This is a genomic window from Serratia sp. UGAL515B_01, from assembly GCF_033095805.1.
Taxonomy (GTDB): Bacteria; Pseudomonadota; Gammaproteobacteria; order Enterobacterales; family Enterobacteriaceae; genus Chania.
This window is the reverse complement of sequence record NZ_CP109901.1, coordinates 1,848,487-1,874,861: the sequence shown is the minus strand read 5'-3', so window position 1 is coordinate 1,874,861 and position 26,375 is coordinate 1,848,487. Positions and strand designations below refer to the sequence as shown.

19 protein-coding genes and 3 pseudogenes are annotated in these 26,375 nt (G+C 46.7%); 9 read left to right on the top strand and 13 right to left on the bottom strand.

Features of this window, described 5'->3' with window-relative positions; genetic code table 11:
• Positions 1–19: 19 nt before the first annotated feature.
• Complete coding sequence (gene mpaA / locus OK023_RS08625; protein ID WP_317696948.1) at positions 20–727, bottom strand: murein tripeptide amidase MpaA; 708 nt, start codon at positions 725–727, stop codon at positions 20–22.
• Positions 728–879: 152 nt separating this feature from the next.
• Between mpaA and OK023_RS08620 the strand changes: the two genes are divergently transcribed.
• Complete coding sequence (locus OK023_RS08620) at positions 880–1,230, top strand: hypothetical protein (protein WP_317696946.1); 351 nt, start codon at positions 880–882, stop codon at positions 1,228–1,230.
• Positions 1,231–1,911: 681 nt separating this feature from the next.
• Positions 1,912–3,546, top strand: a complete 1,635-nt coding sequence (locus OK023_RS08615) for an ABC transporter substrate-binding protein (protein WP_317696944.1) — start codon at positions 1,912–1,914, stop codon at positions 3,544–3,546.
• Positions 3,547–3,610: 64 nt separating this feature from the next.
• Here the strand turns inward: OK023_RS08615 and OK023_RS08610 are convergent.
• The 6 genes and pseudogenes from OK023_RS08610 to nifJ all read right to left on the bottom strand — a co-directional run.
• Positions 3,611–3,806 (bottom strand): annotated as a pseudogene (locus OK023_RS08610) (IS4/IS5 family transposase); the annotation flags it as partial.
• 42 nt (positions 3,807–3,848) lie between these two features.
• Positions 3,849–4,247: a VOC family protein gene (locus OK023_RS08605; RefSeq protein ID WP_317696942.1), complete on the bottom strand. Its 399-nt coding sequence runs from the start codon at positions 4,245–4,247 to the stop codon at positions 3,849–3,851.
• Positions 4,248–4,388: 141 nt separating this feature from the next.
• Complete coding sequence (gene ttcA, locus OK023_RS08600; RefSeq protein ID WP_317696940.1) at positions 4,389–5,330, bottom strand: tRNA 2-thiocytidine(32) synthetase TtcA; 942 nt, start codon at positions 5,328–5,330, stop codon at positions 4,389–4,391.
• Positions 5,331–5,378: 48 nt separating this feature from the next.
• Positions 5,379–5,729: pseudogene (locus OK023_RS08595) on the bottom strand (tyrosine-type recombinase/integrase); the annotation flags it as partial.
• A gap of 311 nt (positions 5,730–6,040) precedes the next feature.
• Positions 6,041–6,139 (bottom strand): annotated as a pseudogene (locus tag OK023_RS08590) (DUF1493 family protein); the annotation flags it as partial.
• Between the two features lie 258 nt (positions 6,140–6,397).
• On the bottom strand, positions 6,398–9,931 hold the full coding sequence (nifJ, locus tag OK023_RS08585) for a pyruvate:ferredoxin (flavodoxin) oxidoreductase (protein ID WP_317696938.1): 3,534 nt from the start codon (positions 9,929–9,931) through the stop codon (positions 6,398–6,400).
• A gap of 241 nt (positions 9,932–10,172) precedes the next feature.
• On the opposite strand from nifJ, the gene OK023_RS08580 reads away from it, so the two are divergent.
• Positions 10,173–10,505, top strand: a complete 333-nt coding sequence (locus tag OK023_RS08580; RefSeq protein ID WP_317696936.1) for an SMR family transporter — start codon at positions 10,173–10,175, stop codon at positions 10,503–10,505.
• An 82-nt stretch (positions 10,506–10,587) separates the two neighbouring features.
• Here OK023_RS08580 and OK023_RS08575 read toward each other — a convergent pair whose 3' ends face one another.
• Positions 10,588–11,244 (bottom strand): MgtC/SapB family protein, encoded by a 657-nt coding sequence (locus tag OK023_RS08575; protein WP_317696934.1) that lies wholly within the window; start codon positions 11,242–11,244, stop codon positions 10,588–10,590.
• Between the two features lie 203 nt (positions 11,245–11,447).
• Here OK023_RS08575 and OK023_RS08570 point away from each other — a divergent pair, with 203 nt between their 5' ends.
• Positions 11,448–11,711, top strand: a complete 264-nt coding sequence (locus OK023_RS08570) for a DUF333 domain-containing protein (protein ID WP_317696931.1) — start codon at positions 11,448–11,450, stop codon at positions 11,709–11,711.
• A 124-nt stretch (positions 11,712–11,835) separates the two neighbouring features.
• Here OK023_RS08570 and OK023_RS08565 read toward each other — a convergent pair whose 3' ends face one another.
• Positions 11,836–12,822, bottom strand: coding sequence for a 2-hydroxyacid dehydrogenase (locus tag OK023_RS08565; RefSeq protein WP_317696929.1), 987 nt, complete (start codon positions 12,820–12,822; stop codon positions 11,836–11,838).
• A 269-nt stretch (positions 12,823–13,091) separates the two neighbouring features.
• On the opposite strand from OK023_RS08565, the gene OK023_RS08560 reads away from it, so the two are divergent.
• Genes OK023_RS08560 through OK023_RS08550 form a run of 3 tightly spaced genes read left to right on the top strand, consistent with a single transcriptional unit; the run spans position 13,092 to position 16,242 of the window.
• Positions 13,092–15,701 carry a YdbH family protein gene (locus OK023_RS08560; RefSeq protein ID WP_317696926.1) on the top strand — a complete coding sequence of 870 codons (2,610 nt, stop codon included), beginning with the start codon at positions 13,092–13,094 and terminating at the stop codon, positions 15,699–15,701.
• Positions 15,698–15,895, top strand: a complete 198-nt coding sequence (locus OK023_RS08555; RefSeq protein ID WP_411569398.1) for a YnbE family lipoprotein — start codon at positions 15,698–15,700, stop codon at positions 15,893–15,895. The genes OK023_RS08560 and OK023_RS08555 overlap by 4 nt, the downstream gene beginning before the upstream one ends.
• An 8-nt stretch (positions 15,896–15,903) precedes the next feature.
• A complete protein-coding gene (locus OK023_RS08550; RefSeq protein ID WP_317696924.1) occupies positions 15,904–16,242 on the top strand; it encodes a YdbL family protein in 339 nt (112 codons plus the stop codon).
• Between the two features lie 75 nt (positions 16,243–16,317).
• Here the strand turns inward: OK023_RS08550 and OK023_RS08545 are convergent, their stop codons facing one another.
• Entirely contained in the window at positions 16,318–16,923 is a 606-nt protein-coding gene (locus tag OK023_RS08545) for an FMN-dependent NADH-azoreductase (protein ID WP_317696921.1), read from the bottom strand.
• Positions 16,924–17,200: 277 nt separating this feature from the next.
• Between OK023_RS08545 and hrpA the strand changes: the two genes are divergently transcribed.
• Positions 17,201–21,088, top strand: a complete 3,888-nt coding sequence (gene hrpA / locus OK023_RS08540; protein ID WP_317696919.1) for an ATP-dependent RNA helicase HrpA — start codon at positions 17,201–17,203, stop codon at positions 21,086–21,088.
• Positions 21,089–21,531: 443 nt separating this feature from the next.
• Positions 21,532–22,662 carry a pectate lyase gene (locus OK023_RS08535; protein ID WP_317696917.1) on the top strand — a complete coding sequence of 377 codons (1,131 nt, stop codon included), beginning with the start codon at positions 21,532–21,534 and terminating at the stop codon, positions 22,660–22,662.
• A 189-nt stretch (positions 22,663–22,851) separates the two neighbouring features.
• Here OK023_RS08535 and OK023_RS08530 read toward each other — a convergent pair whose 3' ends face one another.
• The 3 genes from OK023_RS08530 to OK023_RS08520 form a co-directional block, all read right to left on the bottom strand.
• The gene (locus tag OK023_RS08530) at positions 22,852–23,682 is read right to left on the bottom strand and encodes a serine protease (protein WP_317696915.1); all 831 of its coding nucleotides are present in this window, start codon (positions 23,680–23,682) and stop codon (positions 22,852–22,854) included.
• Positions 23,683–24,098: 416 nt separating this feature from the next.
• Positions 24,099–24,335, bottom strand: a complete 237-nt coding sequence (gene asr, locus OK023_RS08525) for an acid resistance repetitive basic protein Asr (protein WP_411569397.1) — start codon at positions 24,333–24,335, stop codon at positions 24,099–24,101.
• Between the two features lie 443 nt (positions 24,336–24,778).
• Positions 24,779–26,275 (bottom strand): carboxypeptidase M32, encoded by a 1,497-nt coding sequence (locus tag OK023_RS08520; protein WP_317696913.1) that lies wholly within the window; start codon positions 26,273–26,275, stop codon positions 24,779–24,781.
• Between the last annotated feature and the right edge of the window lie 100 nt (positions 26,276–26,375).

Sequence of the window (26,375 nt, the reverse complement as noted above, 5' to 3'; positions counted from 1 at the left end):
ACTGCACGTTGGCTAATGTTCAGTCAGAATAGGTAAGCAATCTTACCATGGCATTCAGATATTTCTCACTCGCTGCGTCGGCGGAGATCGGTGGAAATTCGGCTGTAATACAGGGTAAAGACAAGTCTGCACACCAACTACCAAAAGATCCAGGAGTTTCATAGCCAACGCTGGTGACTAATGGTAGGGCGAAGCGGTGTGCTAACCAAACGCCTAACCTGGAATTATCTGGGTCCTCAATACAGGCCAGAGGTTCATGGAATGAGACCACCCAGTTTGGTTTTACGCGATGGATTAGATGGCATAAAGCTTGGGTTTCTGGTTCGGAACCCGGCCTGCCACCGGTGGATAGCTTGACATCGCGAGTTTCTGACGCACAGTTCCAACGATAGATTGTGTCGCCAGCGCGCCAGTTGGCAGACGGGAAATTGCGATTTAGATCGACTCCATTGGCGTTAGAGCGTAATCCCAGCTGGCAACCATCGGGATTGATTGCCAAGATCACGTCGTGTAGTAACTGCTCGTGGGCAATACTGCGTAATGCGCAGGACAATGTCACTAGGGTGGCATTTTCGTCCCCATGGGTACCTGCAATCACTAATCCAGTTTCGGCGCTACGGGTTGCTGCCGGGAAATAGAGCAGTGGTGCTCCCAGGTGCGATTTACCGTAACTTTCAGCGGTCATTGCCAGTTGGCCACGTTCACTACGCGGTTTGTATTGGATCATGGTATGAGTTCCGTTATGCCAAGCGATCGTCGATTGCTATTTTATTCAGTGTATTACGCTTTAACCTTTCTTTCCCAATCCATTGAGAGAGTAAAGCAACGGCTGTTGTTATACTATCAACAGAAGTTAACGAACGATAAAGAGGATTTGACATGCCAGTTGCTAGAGTTGTTGCACGTTACAGCGAAAATGAAAAAGACACTATCACGTTACTGTGCGGCGTTGATTCTGAAAATCAGATCCGCCAAGGGGAATGGTTTGGTGTGGTGAAAAACGACGACGGGCGTGGTGATGAATCTAACTACCCGTTTACGTTGCATATAGATCATCAAAAAGGTAGGTTTTTCCTTGATTATGGCTATGACGATGTTGACTCACGTCAGTTGCAGAAAACGGATATTCAGCTCAATCCATTGGCTGAAAAAAGTTTTTTCACCATTTTTGATGAAGAGGAAAATGAAGAGTTCAGCTATCAGATCGTCAGTATTCATCTTTACGATTGATTAAAATGGGTTGGTAAAGCCCACATTGCCCACAAGGCTATGGGGGTTTTTTATTTTCGCCGGGCAGCAGGGGAGCGTTATCACCCGGAGAACAATTTTATCTATTGGCTGCGCAATTGTTGCTAATTTGCCTACGTTAGGATACTTGAGCATTATCGAAGAGAAAACTCAGCGCTAAAAAACTTGTTAAATTTAATTAAGGTACATCATTGAATTTATGGGTTTCGTTAATGTCGCAATTAAATTCTGAGGGTGGCTTTCAGTATTTTATTTTAATAGTGATATTTCCGGCGTCTGATGTGTGGTTTTATATTTTCCCTTTTATTTTTCAGTAATAGATTTAACGAATAATTTCGATTTTAAGTGTTAGCCAATAAATATTTTCTGTTTTAAATAATAATTAACTGATTGGCGTTAGATAATGATGATTTAAATTCTATTGAGTAAAAATAAAGCAACATTCAAGGGGGGAGATAAAAAAATAGCCTCAGCCCGAAAGGACGAGCCCCAAAATCCGTCCTCTGTTTTCGGGTTTGAACAGAGGCTCACTGTGTGCCCTCAGCGCTCCGTCTTGAATGACGATTTTTTGGGCTGCGGCTGAACGACGAGCAATTAAGGAACACAGCTAGGGGCTTGTGCTATATAATAAAAAATTCAGATAAGTAACTGGGGTATTTAATAATGGCGAAAAGAAAAATTCATCAGGGTTTTCGTTTAGCGCTTTGCACAATAGCAATTGTTACATCTATGAATTGTGCAATGGCTGCTCAGGTTCCCCCAGGTACTCCACTGGCGGAAAAGCAAGAGATTGTTCGTCATATTAAAGATGAACCCGCTTCTCTTGACCCTATAAAGGTCGTTGGGCTGCCAGAAGCGCAAGTAGCAAGGGATCTGTTTGAAGGACTGGTTAATCAAGATCCTCATGGCAAATCGATTCCGGGTGTCGCTTCGCGTTGGCAGACCAACGATAACCAAACCTATCTTTTTACTTTGCGCAAAGACGCGCGTTGGTCAAACGGTGACCCTGTCACGGCAAATGATTTCGTCTATAGCTGGCAGCGTTTGGTCGACCCGAAAAATGTGTCCCCTTTTGCCTGGTTTGCTCAATTAGCAGGTATTCAGAATGCTGAAGAAATTATTACCGGTAAATTACCCGCAGATAAACTCGGTGTTGTGGCTGTAGATGACTATACTCTGAAAGTTAAGTTAAATAAGCCTGTGCCCTATTTTGTCAGCCTGACAGCCAATTTTAGTTTATTTCCGGTACCCAAAAACACAATCGAGAAATTTGGTAACGATTGGACCAAGGTGGGTAACCTGGTTGGCAATGGCGCATTCAAATTGAACGATCGCGTAATAAACGAAAAATTGGTATTGGTTCCGAATAAACACTATTGGGATCATGCACATACTGTTCTGACTAAAGTCACCTTCGTGCCAATTAATCAGGAGTCCAATGCGACCAAACGTTATCTGGCTGGTGATATCGATATTACAGAGTCCTTCCCTAAACCTCTGTATAAGAAGTTACTGAAGGATATTCCTGGGCAGGTATATACCCCAGATCAACTAGGGACTTACTATTACGCTTTCAATACCCAGCGTGCACCAACTAATGACGTACGTGTGCGTAAGGCTTTGTCGTATGCGATCGATCGCGAGGTTATTGCAGTTAAAGTGTTGGGTACTGGTGAGAAACCTGCCTATCATTTTACACCGGACGTTACGGCCGGGTTTAAACCGCAAACCAGTCTATTGCAGCAACATTCTCAAGAAGAGTTGAATATGCAAGCAAAGGCACTGATGCAGGTCGCGGGTTATGGTCCTAATAATCCACTTAAATTAACCTTGTTGTATAACACTTCTGAGAGTCATCAAAAAATCGCTATTGCCATCGCATCTATGTGGAAGAAAACTCTGGGTGTAGACGTTAAGTTACAAAATCAAGAGTGGAAGACCTATATCGACAGCCGTAATACCGGCAATTTTGATGTAGTGCGTGCATCTTGGGTAGGCGATTATAATGAGGCATCGACCTTCCTTTCGCTGCTGATATCATCACACAGTGGCAACATCGCTAAATTCAAAAGTCCAGAATACGATCGTTTGTTGGTGGATGCCAGCCGTGAAACTGACCTAACCGCGTTGAATGCCTATTACAATAAGGCCGAGCAGATGATTACGGACCAAGCACCGATAGCACCGATTTATCAATATACCAATGGTCGTTTGATTAAGCCGTGGGTGAAAGGGTACCCTATTACTAACCCTGAGGACGTTGCCTACAGTCAGGAAATCTATATCCTGAAACATTGACTTTCAGGACTGCGTTATCCCTGATAACCCCGTTGATGCACTGAGGTATTCCCATAAATCAGCGCTAATAAACCAGCACCATATTCCGGTAGGTTTTGGCGAGGTGATTAAGAACGGTGCTCAGCACCGTTCGCTTTAATAGTCGCGGCGAGTGTCGAAGGACATATCTCAGCTAACGTCATAGACGAGATTTCCCGCCTCGATTTAATACTGTTGGCCTGGTATCTCAGATGTCATTCTCGGTTTTCAGCATGATAGCTAATAAAAGAACTCATAATTACTCCCTATGTTGATAAACGTTTTTAAGCTGCGCTTTCATCCCAGAAACTGGCCTCTATTTTGTGGCCATCCAGATCACGAACGAAACAACCATAATAAGGTGCACCGTAATGGGGGCGTGAACCCGGAGAGCCTTCATCTCTAGCACCTGCTGCCAAGGCTTGTTGATAAAACTCATCAACCTGCTTTTTACTGGTAGCAAAAAAACCGATATGTACCCCGTTTGCTGTTCCGGCGCGTTTACCGTCTATCGGTACCTGTAGCCAGAATTCTGGATAATCGCGGCCATAACCAATCGAACCAGGATGTTCCAGGACACGTTGGCAACCTAGAGCAGCGAGAACGCGATCGTAAAACTGCGCTGCGGCATCAAAATTGTTGGTTCCCAGTGATACATGGGAAATACAGGGGGTAATGTTCATCTACACGCTCCTTATATACTGTTTTAATATACAGTATATAAGGTAATGCTCCTTGTCAGGCACTTTATGCGTTAAATGTGAGTAGGATCGAAAATGACCAAATAGCGATAATCCGCCTGTAGGTACAGGCGGAGGAGGGAGTTACTTGATTTCCAGCACGTTCAGGCGTTCAAATGCTGGCGCATTGGTATCATCAGCATCTTCCGGTTGCCAGCTTACCGGTTGCAGCGGAATATCTTCACGGTCAAAGGCCAGATCTCCCCCATCAACCACTTCGCTACCGTGATGAATCCCTTTAAAGTCAAACAGTGTCGTATCGCATAAATGGGAAGGCACCACGTTTTGCATAGCGCTGAACATCGTTTCGATCCGGCCTGGATAGCGTTTATCCCAGTCGCGCAGCATGTCGCCGATCACTTGACGCTGAAGGTTGGGTTGGGAACCACAGAGATTGCACGGGATGATCGGGAATGCTTTGGCTACCGAGAAACGTTCTATATCTTTCTCACGGCAATAAGCCAGTGGACGGATCACCACGTGTTTACCATCGTCACTCATCAACTTTGGTGGCATTCCTTTCAGCTTACCGCCATAAAACATGTTGAGGAAAAGCGTCTGAAGAATATCGTCACGGTGATGACCGAGAGCAATCTTGGTCGCCCCCAGTTCTGTCGCGGTGCGGTAGAGAATGCCTCGACGCAGGCGCGAACATAAGGAACAGGTGGTTTTGCCTTCTGGTATTTTATCTTTGACGATGCCGTAGGTATTTTCCTCAACGATTTTATATTCCACCCCCAAGTTTTCTAGATAGGTTGGCAGAATGTGTTCAGGAAATCCTGGTTGCTTTTGATCGAGATTAACGGCAATCAGTGAAAAGTTTACTGGTGCGCTTTGCTGCAGGTTACGAAGGATCTCCAGCATGGTGTAGCTGTCTTTACCGCCAGACAGACAAACCATGATGCGGTCACCTTCTTCGATCATGTTGAAGTCAGCGATCGCTTCACCTACGTTACGACGTAGCCGCTTTTGTAACTTGTTTAAGTTGTACTGCTCTTTAGGTTTAACTTGATGATTTTCATTCATTTTTTTACTTCTCAAATCTCAAAAGGGGCAAAATTGGGACAAAACGTATTACTGAGCCAGCCTGGCGTTGAGCATGCTCACTTGTTCATTATTCAGTTCTTTGATCCATGTTCCGTAAATCTCGTACACCCTCTGTGCGTTATCATGCCCCATCTGATTAGCAATAAAAGAGGGGTTTGCACCGGCCGACAATAACCAACATGCGAAAGTATGCCGTGTATGGTACGGATTACGCCGCCGAATACCAGCGTGTTTTACAGCGGCATTCCATCTGGCACCGATAGACGATAATGAGTAATACGCTTTTTGCTCCCCTTTAGCCGGGCGCGGCATGAAGACAAAGTGCAGTTTCTGGCATTCTGTATGCCCGTACTCACGGTGGTGGTAAGTGATTTCAGTCGTTGGTTAGGTTGGTGGAGATCGGCTCAGAATTGAAGCGAATCAACCATGCACCCTACCAAAAAGCGTTTAAGCTTGACCAAGCATCATGGGAGGCGTACAGAAAAAATCGTTGTGCGTATGTCACTTCAGGGATAGATAAAAATTCGAATAATCATCAGTATCGTTTTGCTCTCTGTGAGGCATCGGAAAACTATAAGATACTGGAAATCCTAAAAGGAGAACCGTCATTTTCATAATTGAGTGGCCAGTAGCGCCGGATTAAAAACGGGGCCGGGAGATACCCGGCCTTTTGGTAGCAACGGGTTTGATCAATCGTAAAGCCAACGGCCAGCCTTGGCGGATTCGATGAGCATGTTGACAGTTAGCGTTTCTGGTTTGTGATGGTCTGTCTGAAGATATTTTGGAAGACAAGTCATCAGTTAAATATATATTAACTCCGATAATAAAAAGAAAGAGCATCATCAAAAGCATTCCTAAAGAAATTATTTTAAGTTGTTCGATTGCGGTTTTAAATGAAATATTGTTTCCGAGCGGGCCTTTTTTATGGATAACGCAATGACAGCATCGATCCAGGGTAAAAATGGCGGTGCTGACAGTAGCCACACTCACGTTGGGTCACAAACCCCTGTCATAAAAAGGGCGCGAACCTGTCGCGCCCTGAAGTGTTACTCTGATACGTTCTTTTCTGCTTTACCTGCCAGCAAGCTGAGGAAATCGTACTTTTCCTTTAATTCCTGTTCTGCCGCTTTGTATAGCGCAGCGGCGACTTCAGGCTGTTGCGTATTCAGGCGGCGAAAACGCTGCTCTTTATTCAGGGTTGCTACCAGTTCGCTGTTTGGTGGCCGTGAATCTAACGCCAATGCGGGTTTACCTTCTAGCGTACGGCGAGGATCGAAGCGGTACAACGGCCAGAAACCTGTTGCGGTTAATTGCTTCATTTGGTCATGGCTGAATGCCAGATCGTAGCCGTGCTCTTCACAAGGGCTATAGGCGATGATCAGCGAAGGGCCGGGGTAGGATTCTGCCTCCTGAATTGCTTTCACCGTTTGGTTAAGCTGTGCGCCAAGAGAGATCTGTGCGACATAAACATGGCCATACATCATCATGCTGACACCCAGATCTTTGCGCGCCTTACGTTTACCATGTTCACCAAACTTGGTCACTGCGCCGAGTGGCGTCGCTTTTGACTGTTGCCCGCCGGTATTGGAATAACATTGGGTGTCCAGCACCAGAACATTGACGTTCTCCGTCAGGCTTAGTACATGATCTAATCCACCAAAACCGATGTCATAAGCCCATCCATCTCCTCCGATCAACCAGATGGATTTATCCACCAAATAGTCGGCATCTGTAGCCAGTTGACGGGCATCGTTACCTTCGATAGTCGCCAAAAGCTGTCGAAGTTCGGCAATCTGTTCGCGGCGCGGAACAGCAGCCACCTCTTCAGCCCGGAGTGAAGCAACCAGGCGGTCGGGTAATTGCGGTGCTAACGTATCAAGCAGGCGCAGTACACGGTTGCGGTGCTGGTCTACCGTCAGGCGGAAACCCAGACCAAATTCGGCATTATCCTCAAACAGCGAGTTTGCCCATGCTGGGCCACGGCCATCGGCATTAGTGGTGTAAGGCGTGGTCGGCAGATTGCCGCCGTAGATTGAAGAGCAACCAGTGGCGTTGGCAATCAGCAGGCGGTCGCCATAAAGTTGGGTGAGTAGCTTTATGTATGGTGTTTCTCCGCAACCCGAGCAGGCGCCAGAGTACTCAAACAGCGGTGAGATGAGCTGTGAGGTGCGGATATCGATACGTTCAATCTGTGCAGGGTCGATTTCCGGCAGTTGTAGAAAGAAATCGTAATGTGCTTTTTCCTCTTCCAGATGTTGGAGGCGAGAAGCCATATTGATCGCCTTGATTTCTGGGTTCTGGCGATCTTTCGCTGGGCAAACTTCTACACACAGGTTGCAGCCTGTGCAATCTTCAGGGGCCACTTGCAGGACATATTTCTGGCCCCGCATATCACGCGCTTTTACGTCCAAGGAGTTTAACGTGATGGGAGCCTGTTCCATAGCCGCAGGCGGAACCACCTTGGCTCGTATGGCGGAGTGCGGACAGGCTGCAACACAGTGGTTGCATTGGGTACATAAATCCGGCTGCCAGATGGGGATCGTTTCAGCAATATTGCGTTTTTCCCACTGAGTGGTGCCTACCGGCCAGGTGCCATCCGGCGGGAAGGCTGAAACCGGCAATGCGTCACCCAATCCGGCCAACATTGCGGCGGTGACGGTTTTGACAAAGTCTGGTGCAGCGTCAGACACTACCGGCGGCCGCATTGGGCTGAGATTATTGACCGGTTGCAGCGGGATTTCCGTCAAGGCACTCAGCGTAGCCCCCAAGGCTTGACAGTTACGTTCAACAACTTCCTGACCTTTATTGCTGTAACTGAGTGCGATAGCATCCTCAAGCTGCTGCAGGGCGGTATCACCGGGTAGGATCTGTGTCAGATGGAAGAACGCCATTTGCATCACGGTGTTGATACGCGCACCGAGTTGGCATTCACGCGCCAGCTTGGCCGCGTTGATGATAAAGAATTTAGCCTGGCGCTGATGAAGTATCGCCTGCACTTCTTGTGGTAAGCGAGACCATATTTCTTCAGCGCTATAAGGGGTATTCAGCAAGAAAATCCCACCAGGCTTCAACCGCTCCACCATCTGATATTTGTCAATAAACTGCCACTGATGGCAGCCCACAAAGTCTGCGTGGTTGATCAGGTACGCTGAGTTGATCCGGGTATCGCTAACACGCAAGTGGGAAACCGTCAGGCCCCCGGCTTTTTTCGAGTCGTAGACAAAATACCCCTGGGCAAACATTGGCGTACTGTTGCCAATAATCTTGATATTATTTTTGGTTGCAGAAACTGACCCATCGCTACCCAAACCATAAAATAGCGCCTCTAGCGAAGCACGCTGTGGCAGGGCTTCTGTACCAAGCGGTAAGGATAGGCCAGTAATGTCGTCAAAAATACCTACGGTGAAACGCGGACGCGGTTTGTCGAGAGTCATCTCATGGAAAACCGCCAGTGCGCAATCCGGGCCAAACTCTTTAGATGAAAGCCCATAACGTCCACCAATCACGAGTGGCAGCGTAGAGCGCTCACCCCTACTGAAGGTCTCTGCCAGCGCGGTCATCACATCCAGATACAGCGGTTCAGCCAATGCACCAGGCTCTTTGGTACGGTCCAATACGGCAATTCTTTTTACGCTTTGCGGCAGTACGGCGATCAGATGTTTGGCCGAGAAAGGGCGGAATAGACGTACTTTGACTATGCCAACTTTTTCACCACGCGTCAGAAGATGGTCGATCACCTCTTCACAGGTGCCAACAGCTGAACCCATCAGGATCACTACACGTTCGGCCTGTGGGTGACCGTAATATTCGAACGGTCGATAAGTTCGGCCAGTGAGATGGCCGAATTTTTCCATTGCTTCACTAACGTGCTGGTAGGTGTTGTCGTACCACGGATTCGTTGCCTCACGCGCTTGGAAGTAGGTATCAGGATTAGCAGAGGTTCCCCGTACTACGGGATGATCGGGTGACAACGCGCGGCTGCGATGTGCATCAATAGCACTCTGCGGCAGCATTTGTTGCAGCGTTTCGTCACTGAGTGGGGCGATCTTATTGATTTCATGCGAAGTACGAAAACCATCAAAGAAATGAATAAAAGGCAGGCGGCTGTTTAGCGTGGCGGCTTGGGCGATCAATGCGAAATCTTGCGCTTCTTGCACACTGCTGGCGCACAGCATCGCGCAGCCTGTTTGCCGCACGGCCATCACGTCGGAATGGTCGCCAAAAATTGATAAGGCATGGGTTGCAACGGTTCGAGCTGCAACGTGCAGTACAAAAGGCGTAAGTTCCCCGGCCAATTTAAACAGCGTCGGGATCATCAATAACAATCCCTGAGAAGAGGTGAAACTGGTCGACAGTGCGCCGGTTTGTAATGCACCGTGAACAGTAGCGATAGCGCCGCCCTCAGACTGCATTTCCACCACGCGAGGCACGTCTCCCCAAATATTTTTTTTGCCGTTGCTACTCCAAGCATCGGCCTGTTCTGCTATGGTGGAGCTGGGGGTAATAGGATAAATGGCAATCACTTCACTAGTGCGGTAGGCTACTGATGCGACAGCATTATTACCATCTGTAGTAATCATTTAAAGTACCTTTCTGTGCTCACAAAGCTCGCCTCTCATATTGATTGCTGAAGTTTAACAGAGGCATATATTCTCGCTTTATCGCATTTGTGTGGAACACAATAATCTGATGTAACGTGATATTTCGCTGGATAATAATTATTATTGATTGAGTAAAGCAGAAGTATTGCCGAGATTTAACGATAATTTAATGCCTGTGTTTCATACTGAAAAAACGTCATAACCATGGAAAAACAAACTGATGAATGGGTTTATGTATTTAACAATGGCGATCGTCGCTGAAGTGATCGCCACTTCTATGCTAAAAGCATCGGAAGGTTTTACGCGCTTATGGCCTTCGCTACTGGTTGTTGTGGGTTACGCTATCTCATTTTGGGGGTTGTCAATGGTGGTTAAAACAATGCCGTTGGGTATTGTCTATGCCATTTGGTCTGGTATGGGGATCGTTCTGGTTTCTATTGCTGCAGTGTTTATCTATCAGCAAAAGCTGGATCTTCCTGCCATATTTGGCATGGGGTTAATCATTGCAGGAGTGCTGGTAATTAATTTGCTGTCAAAATCCTCTGTACACTAATTGGATTTTTTATCGCGGTAAAAACTACCCTACAAATCCGATGCACGTTGCAAAATGGTGCATCGGTTATCTTTTCACTCCCTCAGCTAATATCCAGCGAATGTACGCCAGGTACTGCTATGATTTTTTGGTAAATATCGGTAATTTTTCGCCGTGATGAAAGTGTCACATCCAGTGACAATTCACAATTTTCAGGTTTACCTTCTTGCTGGGTGACGGACAGACTGGCAGGGCGGATGCGCATTTTCTGCAATTCCAACAGTACGGCTGGTACGCTTTGTGATGTCAGTCGAAGTAACACGAAGTGGTGATGCCCGAGTAGCCGATTACTTAACTGACGAAAGACCTCCAGTACCACTAATGTCATTATTGTGCCGTAAAGGCCGATTTCATATAAACCACTCCCGATAACCAATCCAATTGCGGCTGTAACCCAAAGCCCTGCGGCTGTGGTGAGTCCTTTGACAATCTGTTTCTGAATAATGATGGTACCTGCACCGAGAAAACCCATGCCACTGACGACTTGTGCTGCTACACGGCTCGGATCTAACTCAACGTGTGACAACTTGAGTAAATCGTCAAAACCATATTTGGAGACAATCATAAACATCGCACTGCCGATACCCACTAAAATGTGGGTGCGCAACCCCGCTTCTTTAGCACGTAATTGTCGTTCAAGGCCGATCAAACCACCGAGTGCGCCCGCCAGGGCGATACGAAGGAGCAAATCTGTAATCATAAGAGAAATCCTGTAGTAATACGGCAACCTGAGAATTTTGGTTACCCAATCTTTTTAGGTCAAAAAATCGGCAAAATAATGTTTGTTCGTATTTGCATTATTAACCTAACAGGCTAGATTAAACAGGTTTTTAGCTGTCACGTGTAAGCTGCCTGTTATGGTAAATGTTACACTGTGTGATTTGGGGAGTAGGGAGGAGGATAATGATTACGGCAAAATGGCTACTTACTGCCACAGTAATGGTTTTGGCTGCCTGCAGCAGTCATAACAATGAAGAACCACTACAAATTGCAACGAGCGCCAATATTGGTGTAATACCGACCAGTGCAGAGTGTGCCAGCGTTGGGGGCGTAACGGCCATTGCTCATACACTAAACGGTGATGCGATCAGAATGTGCCAGATGCCGAATGGTAAGCAGTGTGAGGAGATCTCGCTGGCCGGTGGAACCTGCGCCAACGTGCGATGAACTTTCTAACCGGGCTATGATTCAGCCCGGTTATGGGCGTTTTATAACATACCGTCTTTCAGGATACATTGGTGAGTTTCAAAATGGCGTTTGCAATGCAACAGCTTACTGAAAAAACCAGATGTTATAGCTGATTCTGGCAAGACTCTCCGCGAGAAAGCTGGTCGATATTCTTTAGCGTGGTTTGCGAAATACTGGTCAGCGCTTCTTCTGTCAGGAATGCTTGATGGCCGGTAAACAGCACGTTATGGCAGGCTGAAAGCCGGCGGAAAACATCATCCTGAATAACGTCATTGGATTTGTCTTCAAAGAACAAATCGCGCTCGTTTTCATAGACGTCCATTCCCAGTGCGCCGATTTTCTGCATTTTCAACGCGTCGATAGCGGCAGACGAGTCGATCAAACCACCTCGGCTGGTATTTATCACCATCACTCCGTTTTTCATCATTGCAAAAGCGCCTGCATTTAACAGGTGATGGTTTTCGGGGGTTAAAGGGCAGTGCAAGGTAATCACATCAGATTGGGCGTACAGCGTTGCTAGGTCGACATATTCGGCACCCAGTTCAAGTGCTTGTTCACTTGGGTAGGGATCGTAAGCCAACAGTTTCATGCCAAATCCTTTTAAGATGCGCATTGCAGCCACGCCAATCTTGCCAGTACCTATAACCCCAGCGGTCCGGTTATGCATATTGAATCCGATCAACCCCTCCAGCGAAAAGTTAGCATCACGTGTGCGTTGATAAGCTCTATGAATACGGCGGTTAAGGCACATCATCATACCTATGGCATGTTCGGCGACAGCTTCTGGGGAATAAGCGGGGACACGAACTACCTTGATACCTAATTCGTTGGCAGCATCCAGATCGACGTTATTAAACCCAGCGCAGCGCAGCGCGAGGATCTCGACTCCAATCGCTGCAAGTTCCTTCAGCACTTCTCGGCTACCGTCGTCATTCACAAAGATACAAATTGCTTTACAGCCTATCGCGGTCTTGGCGGTTTTCTTGCTGAGAAGAAAATCGAAGAACTCCAGTTCGTAACCAAATTGCTGATTTACCACTTCAAGATACTTGCGGTCATACTGTTTGGTACTGTAAATCGCCATTTTCATCGTGATTTCTCCCCTGGAATTATGTGTTCAAGCTAACATATTTTGTCCAAATACAACAATGGATTAGCTAACGCTGCGTACCGCTGCATGCTAAGAAACAGCGCATCTGTATTTTCATAATATTTAGTATAACTAACAAAAACGAGTAACTTGATAATGGTCATGCAGAACCTTCACCTGCTGGCGGTTCCGTGCCATCATTAGGTTATGATTTTACAGTAATTGCCTTGTGTCTCATCGATGTTTATCAGGAATAAAGCCAACGCGTAATGACAAAGAGATCAAAAATATCCTTAGGGCTTATAGCCTGTATTGCCCTTCTGTTTATCATGCTTTGGCAAACTTTACCCAAATGGTTGCCACGATTAATAGCTCCGTGGCTTCCTGAAGGTAGCCACGTTGTTTTACAAGGGCCATTGCGTTGGCAACATGGGGCATTGCGTATTGACGCTGTCAGCTTCAGTGCGCAAAAGTGTGTGATCGCTAGCGTGAACGGTTTAAGTTTGTCTTATCAGCGTAGTGTCTGGCGGCTCAATAGCGAACGTGCCAAAGTAGATACTGACTGTTTTTCAAAATTATCGGCCAAAGAGAGCCAAACCCCATTTTCACTTGTTCGGCTGCAAAGCCAACTTCCACTGTTTGATCTGACAGTAGATCAACTCATTATTACTCCCTGGCAGTTTTATGCTGGAAAAGTGCAGGTATTGTCTTCGATTTTGGGTCTGCAGCTGAATTACCAGGGGCAAAACCTTAGCGCTGCGGCAAAACTGGATATGCATCAGCAGTTGACGCTTTCTCGTCTCAGTATTACACCACCTAACGGCGGTACACCGATAAATCTGACGGGTAAAACGACAATACCGTTTGATTTTACGCAGTTGCCAACTCAGGGCGTGTTACAGGGGGAAGTGCAAACCACCTATTTGCATAAGCCGCTGTTACTGGATTTTCACTGGCAACAACGGCAGGGGACGCTGGTCTTAAAAGAGAAGGGGAGTGACCAACCCTTGGCGAGATTACCGTGGAAAGTTGCGCATCAGCAACTTCTTATCGAGAAAGGTGAATGGCATTGGCCTTATGGTGTTCAACCGCTCAGCGGAGGCGTAAATCTTGCGTTGCGTGACTGGAAAGAGGGGTTTGCTGAAAGCGAGATTAGCGCACGCCTGAATGTGATTACCTCTGGCAATAGTGGTAAAGGCAATGCTGTATTGACGTTAGGGCCTGGAACAGTAAGCCTGACCAATAGCAATCTCAATTTTCAGTTTACCGGTCAGGCTAATTTGGCAAATTTATCGCTCACTGCTTCAATACCAGGAAAAGTTACTGGCTCTCTACTTGATCCTACCTTGGTGTTACAACCAGGTTCTTTACTGCGAGCTTGGGGACCGTTGGCAACGGAAATGAAATTAGAAGAAGCGCGCTTACCTCTCGCTGGGATAAAAATGTCCGCCGAGGGGATCAGTGGACGTTTACAAGCAATTATTCGCGTCAGCGACAGCTACTGGGGGCGGCTCAAATTACATCTGGATGGGCAGGCACAAACATTTTGGCCAGATCGGGGCCGTTGGCAGTGGCGCTATTGGGGGCAAGGTAAACTCTCCCCGCTGCAAGCCCGTTGGGATATTTCTGGCAATGGTTTGTGGCAGGATTCAACGATTAGGCTGGAACGCCTTTCGACCGGTTTTGATCAGCTTAGATATGGTTTAGTCAAAGTGTTGGCTCCGCGTATTACGCTTAGCCAGCCAATCGTATGGCAGCGTAATGCTAAGGCTGCGCAACTTACAGGCCGCGTACAGCTGGTGGCTAACAAAGTCCATTTCGGTGATGGTGGGTACTTGCCGTCTTCGGTACTGGATTTGCAACTGGATGGTCAAAATCCGAACAGTTTCCAATGGCGAAGTACACTGCAAGCCGAAAAAATAGGGCCAATTACTTTACATGGCCGCTGGGATGGACAGAGGTTACGAGGGGAAGGCTGGTGGCCGAAGCAATCACTGATCGTATTTCAACCGCTGATTTCGCCAGAGTTTGATATTAAATTACGCGATGGGGTGTTTTACGCGCAGTCAGCGTTTTCTGCTGCTCGTGGGCAGGGATTTGAAGCCGGCGGTCACTGGGTCGTGCACAATGGCGGCATGTGGTTGAGAGACGGTGAAATGAGCGGGGTAGACTTTGTGTTGCCCTATCGATTGAAAAACCACCGATGGGAGCTTGGGTCTAAAAAGCCGGTGATGTTGCGCATCAAGTCATTCAGTAATTTGTTTGATATACAAAACATTAGTGCCGATCTGCAGGGAGCTTATCCATTTAACGAAATGCACCCGCTTACGCTAAGTCATGTTGGCATGGATACACTGAATGGCCATATCAGCCTGTCGGCATTGCGCTTGCCACAGCACGATGCTGCAGTACTCAAGCTGGCAAAAATTGACCTGAGCGTGTTGTTTACCGTGTTAAGTCCGAAGCAATTTGCTATGTCGGGCCGTGTCGATGGAGAGCTTCCACTCTACCTGAATCATCCTGAATGGTTGGTTCGAGATGGCTGGGTCGCTAATGCCAGCTTACTGACTCTGCGGCTGGATAAAGATATGGCCGATGCAATTGGTCGCAATAACTTGGCGAGTGGCGTAGCCATTGATTGGTTGCGTTATATGGAAATTCATCACTCGAAGGCGAGTGTTAGTCTCAATAATTTGGGTGAGCTAACGTTAAAAGCACGTATTAAGGGTGTAAATCCGCAGAAAAATACCAAACGTGAGGTTATCCTTAACTATATTCATCAGGAAAATGTGTTTCAGCTTTGGCGCAGTCTGCGTTTTGGTGACAATTTACAAGAGTGGCTGGAGCAGACCCTCTCTAAATCTGGGGAACAACAATGAAAAGTGCATTGAGGCCATTGCTGGCAACCATACTCGTTACTTCTTTACTAAGTGGTTGCGTACCGCGTATTGAGGTGGCAGCGCCCAAAGATCCCATTACTATCAACATGAATGTTAAAATTGAACACGAAATCCGCATTAAAGTTGATAAGGACGTTGAGAATCTGCTGAAAGATCGCAGCGATCTTTTCTAGGAGCCAAGATGAAAAAACATTATCGCTGGTTGCTTGTTATCTTTTGGGGAGTCGGTGGCGTAGTTCACGCCTTGACGTTGGATGAAGCGAAACGGCAGGGACGCGTTGGCGAAACGTTGAGCGGTTATATTGCCTCGGTGAAGACAGATGCAGAAACTCAGGAATTAGTTAACCGAATCAATACCGAACGTTCCGAAAAATATCAGGAAGTAGCGGAAAGTAACCATATTGCTACCGATGAAGTCGCCCGTGTGGCAGGGCAAAAACTCGTGATGCGAGCTTCCGTTGGTGAGTATGTGCGAGGCATTAACGGTCAGTGGTTGAAGAAACAAAAAAGCGCGCCATAGGCGCGCAAACAGGAATATACTCGTTAATTATTATAGGTTATGCAAGCTTTGCAGAAGCTAGAGAGTCAATATTTCTTAAGCCGCGACCACGTCAAGTAGCACAGCTTTGGCGCTTTCCTGTGCTTTGGTTGCGGCTTCTGGGCCATAAGCGATGCCTTCAGCAAACACAAACTCGACATCAGTAATGCCGATAAACCCAAGGAACAGGCGCAGATAAGGTTCAACCAGGTCGGTAGCAGTCCCTTTATGAATGCCGCCACGGCTGGTGAGAATGATGACACGTTTACCTTTTACCAAACCTTCTGGGCCTTTCTCGGTATAGCGGAAAGTGACGCCTGCACGGGCAATCAGATCAAAATAGTTTTTTAGTTGAGTTGGAATGTTGAAGTTGTACATCGGTGCGGCCATAACGATGGTGTCGTTGGCTTGCAACTCGGCAATCAATTCGTCGGAGAGAGCCAGTGCTTCTTTCTGGCGTGGTGTTAGTGGCGCGTCAGAAGGGCGTAAAGCACCAACCAGTTCACCATCCAGCACAGGGATTGGTTGTGCAGCCAGATCGCGAACGGTAATGGTATCGTTGCCGTGAGCCTTGGACCACTGTTCAACGAGGAAATCCGCCAATTGGTTAGATTGAGAGTAATTTGCCAGAATGCTTGATTTAAGTACTAATACTTTGCTCATTGTTAATTCCTTTCATTATTACAGAGTACCTTCAGGGCTGCCGCCCGCCGCATGAGTCATACTCTATTTAGATTTTTAATATAGGGATAGTGGAATATTTCGAGATTTTCATTCGATTTTATTGAATGAAAACGAACGATTAAATGGATGGATTATGGGGAAAAACCCCATTGTGGTATCCTGCTGCGCTTCGTCAAAATATGACAAACCTAATTTAAAACCGTTGCTATGCGCGTTTACTCTGACTAAAGCAGCGAAGAAACAAGGAATACCGAACGTGAAATCCCCGCTCGCGGTATTGTCATCACAATTAGATGGCTTGATGCTCCGTGATCAGCAGCGTCTGCAACGCCGGTTGCAGGGTGCTCAAAAAGTCAAAAAACCCGACGCTCAGCAGGCGATTGCTGCAGAGATAGAAAGTGACATCCGTCTGGCATTACAGAAGGTGCAGTCGCGGGTGGCCTCATGCCCGAAAATTATCTACCCGGAAAACCTGCCGGTCAGCCAGAAGAAACAGGATATTCTTGCAGCGATCCGCGATCATCAAGTCGTTATTGTGGCAGGTGAAACGGGGTCGGGAAAAACCACCCAGTTACCGAAAATCTGCCTGGAGCTGGGGCGTGGTGTCAAAGGGGTGATCGGCCACACACAGCCACGCCGCCTTGCCGCTCGGACTGTTGCCAACCGTATTGCCGATGAACTGGAAACCCCACTGGGTGGCAGCGTGGGTTATAAAGTCCGTTTTAACGATCAGGTAGGCGAGAATACCCTGGTTAAACTGATGACCGACGGTATTCTGTTGGCAGAGATCCAGCAGGATCGGTTGTTGATGCAGTATGACACCTTGATCATTGATGAAGCGCATGAGCGTAGCCTGAATATTGATTTTATTCTGGGCTATCTGCGGCAACTGCTGCCAAAGCGCCCGGATTTGAAAGTGATCATTACTTCCGCCACCATTGATCCACAGCGATTTTCCCATCATTTCAACAATGCGCCAATTGTTGAGGTTTCTGGCCGTACCTATCCGGTAGAAGTCCGTTATCGACCGGTAGTCGATGATGCAGATGACACTGAACGCGACCAGCTACAGGCGATTTTTGATGCTGTTGATGAATTGGGGCGTGAAGGGCCAGGCGATATCCTTATCTTTATGAGTGGTGAACGTGAAATTCGTGATACGGCGGATGCGTTGACCAAACTCAATTTACCACATACCGAAGTGTTGCCACTGTATGCTCGCTTGTCCAATAGCGAACAAAACCGTGTGTTTCAGTCGCATCATGGTCGTCGTATTGTGCTTGCGACTAACGTGGCAGAAACCTCGCTAACCGTACCGGGTATTAAATATGTTATCGACCCGGGGACGGCACGGATCAGTCGTTACAGCTTCCGTACCAAGGTTCAGCGTTTACCGATTGAGCCGATTTCACAGGCTTCCGCCAACCAGCGTAAAGGTCGTTGTGGTCGTGTTTCTGAAGGTATTTGTATCCGGCTATTCTCAGAACAGGATTTCCTTTCACGCCCCGAATTCACCGATCCGGAAATTCTGCGCACTAATCTAGCTTCAGTCATTCTGCAGATGACCTCTCTGGGATTAGGTGATATTGCGGCTTTTCCTTTTGTCGAAGCTCCTGATAGTCGTAATATTCAGGATGGTGTTCGGTTACTGGAAGAGCTCGGAGCTATCAAGACCGCTGAGAACGGTCATTACCAGTTGACGCCGCAGGGTCGTCAACTGGCACAGTTGCCAATAGATCCGCGTTTGGCGCGCATGGTTCTGGAAGCACAGAAAAGTGGCAGCGTGCGTGAAATGATGATTATCACCTCGGCATTGTCGATCCAGGATCCGCGCGAAAGGCCATTGGATAAACAGCAGGCATCCGATGAGAAACACCGTCGTTTTGCTGATAAAGATTCTGACTTTATGGCGTTTGTTAACCTGTGGGACTACCTGAAAGAGCAACAAAAGGATAACTCCGCCAGTCAGTTTCGCCGCCTGTGCCGCAACGATTTTCTGAACTATCTGCGTGTGCGTGAATGGCAGGATATTTATACTCAGTTGCGTCAGGTTGTTAAAGAATTAGGATTGTCTATTAACAGCGTGCCTTCTGACTATCGTAGTATTCACACGGCGTTGCTGAGTGGTTTGCTTTCGCACATTGGACAGAAAGATGCTGATAAGCAAGAGTTTACCGGTGCTCGTAATGCACGTTTCTCTCTTTTTCCGGGCTCTGGGTTATTCAAAAAGCCGCCTAAATGGGCGATGGTTGCCGAACTGGTAGAAACCAGCCGTCTTTGGGGACGCATAGCTGCGCGTATCGAACCTGAGTGGATCGAACCTATGGCTCATCATCTGGTCAAGTACCATTACAGCGAGCCTCACTGGTCTAAGTCCCAAGGGGCGGTGATGGCCAGTGAAAAGGTCACGCTGTTTGGTTTGCCGATTGCCATGGCTCGCCCAGTGAATTATAGCACCCTCGATCCTTTGCTTTGCCGCGAATTGTTTATCCGCCATGCACTAGTGGAAGGTGACTGGCAGACGCGTCATTCGTTTTTTGCCGCCAACCTGAAATTGCGTGCTGAAGTAGAAGAGTTGGAACATAAATCGCGTCGTCGCGACATCCTGGTGGACGACGAGACACTGTTCAGTTTTTACGATCAGCGCATCCCGACGGATATTGTCTCTGGACGCCATTTCGACAACTGGTGGAAAACGGCCCATAAGCAAACACCTGAACTGCTTAACTTCGAAAAAGCGATGTTGATGAAGGAGGGGGCCAATAAGGTCAGTGTGCTGGATTACCCGAACGTCTGGCACCAGGGCGATCTCAAACTGCGGCTCACCTATCAGTTTGAACCGGGAACTGATGCTGATGGTGTCACAGTTCATATTCCGTTGCCTATCCTGAATCAAGTGGAAGAAGCGGGTTTTGAATGGCAAATTCCCGGTATTCGTCGGGATTTGGTGATTGCACTGATTAAGTCTTTGCCAAAGCCAGTGCGCCGGAATTTCGTTCCGGCACCTAACTATGCTGAAGCGTTTATTGACCGTGCAAAACCTTTGGAAATGCCACTGTTGGATTCGCTCGAACGTGAGCTACGCCGCATGACTGGAGTGACAGTGTCACGTGATGATTGGCAGTGGGATCAGGTGCCCGATCACCTTAAAATGACGTTTCGCGTATTGGGTGATAAGCATAAAACCTTGAGTGAAGGTAAAGATCTCGCTGCACTGAAATTGCAGCTAAAGGAGAAGGTGAAGGAGACATTGTCTGCGGTTGTCGACGATGGTTTGGAACAAAGCAATCTCCATATCTGGAGTTTTGGCCAACTACCGACATTTTATGAGCAGAAGCGTGGCAGTTATTCGGTTAAGGCCTATCCTGCATTGGTGGATGAAAAAGACAGTGTAGCTATCCGCCTGTTTGATAGTGAACAGGAACAACAACAGGCTATGTGGCAGGGTACCCGCCGTTTACTTTTGTTAAATATTCCATCACCTATCAAATATTTGCATGAAAAGTTACCTAACAAGGCCAAGCTTGGGCTGTATTTCAATCCGTATGGCAAAGTTATGGATCTGATCGATGATTGTATATCTTGCGGTATCGACAAGCTGATTGCAGAGCATGGTGGCCTGGTCTGGCAGGAGGATAATTTTGCACGGTTGCAGGAAAAAGTTCGTGCAGATCTGAATGAAACAGTCGTTGACGTGGCGAAGCAGGTCGAGCAGATATTGACGATGGTATTCAACATCAACAAACGCCTGAAAGGGCGTTTGGATATGTCGCTTGCGCTAGCATTTTCAGATATCAAGGCCCAACTAGGTGGTTTGATTTATCGCGGTTTTGTGACACATAACGGTTGGAGTCGTTTGCCGGATACCTTACGTTATTTGCAAGCTATTGAACGCCGTTTAGAAAAGTTGGCTGTCGACCCGCACCGAGATCGAGCCCAGATGTTACGGGTTGAACAAGTACAACAGGCCTGGCAACAATGGTTAAATAAGCTGCCGCCGAAACGTCAGCAGGATGAGGACGTCAAAGCGATACGCTGGATGATTGAGGAGTTACGTGTCAGCCTATTTGCTCAGCAATTGGGCACACCTTATCCAATTTCTGATAAGCGAATTTTGCAAGCCCTCGAGCAATTTTCAACGTAAGAGCCTTGATCCGGTGTGACAACACTACACAGGATAAGCTGTGTCCCTCAATTTCCAGCGGCGCTGATGCGTAATTGAGGGGCACACACCCTGCTATTTTCAATATAAATCATTACCTTAACTAATATCATATTTAATGTAATAGACCCTTTTCTACGTTATTCCCTCATGTCGCGTTCTAAAAATTTACACGGTCTCAAAATCCTGTACTAAGCTTTAATTTAATTATTTATTGAAACAATGTTTCAATAAATAAGTTAGGCGTAGTTCATTTCTTCATCTTATATGAGGACGGTATATCTAAGCTCTTGTCTTTAAACGCTAATGACAGCAGTGACATGATGAATTGATTAGTACTCGGAATACAGGGGCTGATTTCTCCGTGTTTTTTCCTACACCTAAAGTTATCCACTTCTTTTAAAAATAAAATGGAGATTTTCTAAATGAGTTCAATTAATAATGTGCCACCACATGAAACCTGGTATGAAACGCCTATTGGATGGGCTTCTGAAGATGGAGGAACTACAGGGGGAGGAAAGAATCCACAACTTTTATACTATGTGAGAAATATAGAAGAACTTCGGCAAGCCATAGCCGAGTCAGGCGACCGACCAAAATGTATTTGGATAGGAGGCGTGATTGATGCCAGCGGTGGTATACCCTACACGAACCGCCAGGACCAATCAAAGCGCGGTCGTATATTCATTGGCAGTAATACGACATTAATTGGCATGGATCACAACGCCAAATTCATCGCGAGTGCTCTGTTTATTCAGGATGCTAACAATGTCATTGTTCACAATTTATTTATTGAAAATCCTGTTGATGTTGAACCACAGTTCGAAGAAGGAGATGGTTGGAATGCGGAATGGGATGGCTTGAGCATTGTCAACTCTCATCATGTATGGGTCAATAATGTCACTTTTAGTGATGGCCGCTTCACTATGGATATGTATAAGACTGTTGACGGTTGGAAATACGTCCAACACGATGGTTCCCTAGATATCAAGCGAGCATCGAACTATATCACTGTGTCACATTGTGTATTTACTACGCATGATAAGACGATTCTGATCGGCCATAGTGACAGCAATGGAGAGCAAGATGCAGGCAAGTTGCGAGTGACGTTTCACGATAATTTATTCACTAACGTTGTGCAACGTACTCCACGCGTACGTTTTGGCAATATCCATCTTTTTAACAACGTGTTTGATAACGATATAGCAGCTCCTGTCTACAAATATCAATACAGCTTTGGTGTTGGTAAGGAGTCTAGGATCTTGTCAGAATTGAATATTTTTAAAGTTAAAGGACTGACTGAACATTGTAAATTGTTCAAGGAATTTGGTGGAGTATATCTATCTGATTCGGAGTCTACTTTTAATAAAATACATTCTGATGATGAATGGGGAACAGACCGGCCACCGCTGAGTTTAAATGGCTGTGGCTTTAACAGCACCTCTGTCGATAGACCCCCTTACAATTACTTCCCACAGCAAAATTTGACTGAAGACGTTGAAAATTCAATTCGTGATGCGGCAGGTAACCAATTTAATTATCGAGTCTTAGTCTAAGAGAAATGGTGAAAGCCGGGTAACCCCGAATAAAGATTTTAAGATGCAATTCTGTTAGTTGTGTTACTCGGCACAGCCGTGAGCCTCATTGTTGAGGCTCAGTTGCAGATTCCCCTTTATTGGAGAATTACCATCCTCGATGGATCTTAGCGAATTTTCTTATCATAAATGCATACAGTAAATAGCATGTCATCTGTGTTTCTCTTCATGCGACAGGGTCTTCAGGGCACTCCTGATAGCGGTGATTGAAAGTGCTCGGTTATCGGCTAGATAGCGATCTTCTGCAGCAGGTGCAGAACTTTGAATAGCAATCAACCGCCAACCGTCCGTTGTTTTCAATAGTAGTGGGGAGCCACTGTCACCTGGTAATGTATCACATTGGTGCGATAGTACTCCCTTCTGAGCCCAGCCTGTAATTTTGCAATTGGAGTGGCTATACAGCTCGTCCAAATTGTCTTCTGGATAACCCGCCTGAGTAACCAGATATTTTGCCTGTTTTAAAACCTGCATTAGTGTCTTGCTGTCGCCTTGCCACAACGGCAGTGGTTCAATGTCTGGCACGGTTACATCTTTCAAACGAATTAACGCAAAGTCATAAGCGGCTGCAGCAGGTGGAACGATCCAACCGTCGCCGTCCGATTTAAGTTTCTTACCTAACGATCTATCGACTAGTGTTTCGATATTTTCTGTCTGATACTTCCAGCCCTTGTCGCTGGAAATAAAACGCAACGCTATCGCTTTATCAACATTACCGGGTTGTGCTAGTACGCAGTGCCCAGCGGTAAGCGCAAAATGAGAGGAAATTAGTGTAGCGGTACACAGATTGCCACTGGCTGTTTCTACCTGACCAATCGCTTGCCAAGGCCAAATGTCGGTTTCCTGAATTTTGGCGCGATCATCTTTACCGAAAAATAGACGGTTTTGCTCTGCAACAGACGCCTCAGGATGGCTATCGGCGTTTGCAGTCCAGGAAGAGAGCAAGGAGATTGAGTACAACAACAGCAAAACGGGAATTCTCATAAGTTTATTGCCTGAAAAGTTCGGATTTCAATAAACGCGCGGAAGCTAACTATAAACTGATTAATACCTATCGTCATTCAAGCTGCAAAGATGCACGGCTACGCTCATGCACTGGGTCACATAGTGATTAACTATGGCTTTTACACTTACTAGTTGCAGCCTGAATTGAACCTGGATACAGCTTCAGTATGGATGAACTGTCAGCAATTTTTCATTAATAAGGTCCTGAAGCGACACCGTCAGGAGACTAAAAGTAAAAGAAAGTGGCGATGAGGCCACAAACGATCAGGGTGCCAAAGATTATTTCAAACAGATACTGTTTAAGCATAGACAACCCCAATCAAAAAACACCCGGTGAACCGGGTGTTGAACAAACCTTATAGAACAGGTGAGTTGCGTCTCACATTGATTTGCTATCAAGCCGTCGGAGCTGCTGCTTTGTTGCTGGATTTTTTATGGTGTTTCTTGGCTGCTTGAGCTTTTTGTTCAGTCGTTTTCTTCATATGATGTGTCTTCATATGCGTGTTTTTGGCCGGAACGGGCTGTGTGGATACATTCGATGCCACTACAGGCGTAACGGCTTGTACGGCAAATGCAGCAGAAGAAAGACCCATAACAGCGGCAACAATCAGAGCGAATACTTTTTTCATCATTAATTCCTCATATTTCTGTTTGCATTTCAACCCCACAGTGGGGGCGTTGAAAGGATCTTATGCAAACTTTGTGATGCTTTCCGTGAGTGATTAGTTTCGACTTGTAACCTAATGTACAAACAGCGCATATGTCGACATGGCAATGCACATAACTAAATGACACACTTTTTAGTTACAACATACATTTATTGGTAATTGCAAAATCAGTGTCTATAACAAGGCTAAACAGATGAAAAGAAAACTCGTAGAAACGGTAACCTGGGAGCAGGCATACATTTCTGCGGCGCTGAGATCCGGTGTGGACGACTAAACTACAGGGAATTTTTTACAGTGCCCGTTTACCCATTAATTATCGTTATGTGAGAACCGCATCAGCTAATTACGGCCGGATATGAGGTGGGAAGGAGTTCATTGTCCTTCCCACCCGCATTAAACGCGGCTATCTAGAGGTAACGATTTTCCAAGTGTTGCCGGAAATAGCATGGATTCAGAGATTCACCTGTGGCCTTGGTAATTAAGGTCTCTGTTGGATAACGACTACCGTGTCGCCAGATATTTTGTTGTAGCCAGTGGAACAACTGACCCAAATCACCCGCCGAGATAGCCTTACTCAAGTTTGGTAATGCGTTACGAACGCTTTGGAATAGCTGGGCTGCATACATGGCTCCAACCGTGTAGGTAGGGAAATAACCAAAAGCGCCATCTGTCCAATGGATATCTTGCATACAGCCATTACGATAATTACCCACGGTATCTTGGCCAAGATAGCTGAGCATTTTCTCATCCCACAAAGCCGGAATATCCTCTACTTCAATTTCTCCCTCGATCAGAGCACGCTCTATTTCATAGCGCAGTATTACATGGGCAGGGTAGCTAACCTCATCAGCATCGACACGAATCAGTCCAGGTTTTACGCGCTGATTCAGGCGAATAAAGTTGTCTTCTTCCAATGCAGGTTGTTCACCAAACTGATTGACGATCAGAGGGCGTAAAATCTTCAGGAAGTCCGCGCTGCGCGCCAACTGCATTTCGAAAAATAGGCTTTGTGATTCATGGATGGCTGTCGATCGTGCCAGCGCAACAGGTTGACCTAGCCACTCACGCGGCAAATTCTGTTCGTAACGGGCGTGACCGGTTTCATGGATGATACCGAGCAACGCTGTCAGGAACTCTTTTTCGTTATAACGTGTTGTGATGCGCACATCTTCAGGAACGCCACCGCAGAAGGGATGGGCGCTCACATCAACCCTACCACCGTCAAAGTTAAAGCCAAGCAACGCCATGACGCTCAAACTGAGTTTGCGCTGTGAATCCACATCAAAGGGGCCTTGCGGTGTAAGGCAGGGTTCTTGTTGTTGCTTAGCGGCAACTTTTTGCAACATATCAGGCAACCAGGTTTTCAGATCGGCAAAAATTCGATCTAGATCGCTGCTACGCATACCTGGTTCATAGAGATTCAGCAATGCATCGTAACGGGTTGAACCGGCTGCATGCGCACGGATCTGCGCTTCTTCGCGACTCAATTTGACCACTTCACGCAGGTTGCCGCTAAAACCAACCCAATCGTTAGCTGGGCGCTGAGTTCGCCATGCATGTTCACAACGCGCTCCAGCAAGCGATTTAGCCTCGACGAGAGAATCAGGAAGCAGTACTGCGTTGTCATACTGACGACGCATTTCGTGCAGATTGGCACGCTCAATCTCTTCAAGCGATTCCTGTTGCGCACGTTCAAGCAAAGCGCCGGTTTTTTTGTTCGTTAAAAGTTGGTGCCGTAAGACACTCAGTTCGGCTAAAGCTTCAGAGCGTGCTTTATTGCCTCCTGGCGGCATCATGGTTTGCATATCCCAACCGCTAATCGCTGACAGGTGATCAAAACGTGAAAGACGGCTAAAGAGCGTACGTAGCTCTTCATAGGCAGATGAGTGCAGTGCTGACGTCATTACTCAAAACTCCATATTGGCTTCCTTGGTCTCACTGCTGTACTAAGAATAGTCACAGAGCAAGACTCAGAGGGTTATCTCGGATAAGAGGGTTATTCTC

What these genes read in the sequence shown, in the direction of transcription:
- mpaA (WP_317696948.1), bottom strand. Translation starts at nt 727, where the DNA reads ATGATCCAATACAAACCGCGTAGTGAACGTGGCCAACTGGCAATGACC.
- OK023_RS08620 (WP_317696946.1), top strand. Translation starts at nt 880, where the DNA reads ATGCCAGTTGCTAGAGTTGTTGCACGTTACAGCGAAAATGAAAAAGAC.
- OK023_RS08615 (WP_317696944.1), top strand. Translation starts at nt 1,912, where the DNA reads ATGGCGAAAAGAAAAATTCATCAGGGTTTTCGTTTAGCGCTTTGCACA.
- OK023_RS08605 (WP_317696942.1), bottom strand. Translation starts at nt 4,247, where the DNA reads ATGAACATTACCCCCTGTATTTCCCATGTATCACTGGGAACCAACAAT.
- ttcA (WP_317696940.1), bottom strand. Translation starts at nt 5,330, where the DNA reads ATGAATGAAAATCATCAAGTTAAACCTAAAGAGCAGTACAACTTAAAC.
- nifJ (WP_317696938.1), bottom strand. Translation starts at nt 9,931, where the DNA reads ATGATTACTACAGATGGTAATAATGCTGTCGCATCAGTAGCCTACCGC.
- OK023_RS08580 (WP_317696936.1), top strand. Translation starts at nt 10,173, where the DNA reads ATGAATGGGTTTATGTATTTAACAATGGCGATCGTCGCTGAAGTGATC.
- OK023_RS08575 (WP_317696934.1), bottom strand. Translation starts at nt 11,244, where the DNA reads ATGATTACAGATTTGCTCCTTCGTATCGCCCTGGCGGGCGCACTCGGT.
- OK023_RS08570 (WP_317696931.1), top strand. Translation starts at nt 11,448, where the DNA reads ATGATTACGGCAAAATGGCTACTTACTGCCACAGTAATGGTTTTGGCT.
- OK023_RS08565 (WP_317696929.1), bottom strand. Translation starts at nt 12,822, where the DNA reads ATGAAAATGGCGATTTACAGTACCAAACAGTATGACCGCAAGTATCTT.
- OK023_RS08560 (WP_317696926.1), top strand. Translation starts at nt 13,092, where the DNA reads ATGACAAAGAGATCAAAAATATCCTTAGGGCTTATAGCCTGTATTGCC.
- OK023_RS08555 (WP_411569398.1), top strand. Translation starts at nt 15,698, where the DNA reads ATGAAAAGTGCATTGAGGCCATTGCTGGCAACCATACTCGTTACTTCT.
- OK023_RS08550 (WP_317696924.1), top strand. Translation starts at nt 15,904, where the DNA reads ATGAAAAAACATTATCGCTGGTTGCTTGTTATCTTTTGGGGAGTCGGT.
- OK023_RS08545 (WP_317696921.1), bottom strand. Translation starts at nt 16,923, where the DNA reads ATGAGCAAAGTATTAGTACTTAAATCAAGCATTCTGGCAAATTACTCT.
- OK023_RS08535 (WP_317696917.1), top strand. Translation starts at nt 21,532, where the DNA reads ATGAGTTCAATTAATAATGTGCCACCACATGAAACCTGGTATGAAACG.
- OK023_RS08530 (WP_317696915.1), bottom strand. Translation starts at nt 23,682, where the DNA reads ATGAGAATTCCCGTTTTGCTGTTGTTGTACTCAATCTCCTTGCTCTCT.
- asr (WP_411569397.1), bottom strand. Translation starts at nt 24,335, where the DNA reads ATGATGAAAAAAGTATTCGCTCTGATTGTTGCCGCTGTTATGGGTCTT.
- OK023_RS08520 (WP_317696913.1), bottom strand. Translation starts at nt 26,275, where the DNA reads ATGACGTCAGCACTGCACTCATCTGCCTATGAAGAGCTACGTACGCTC.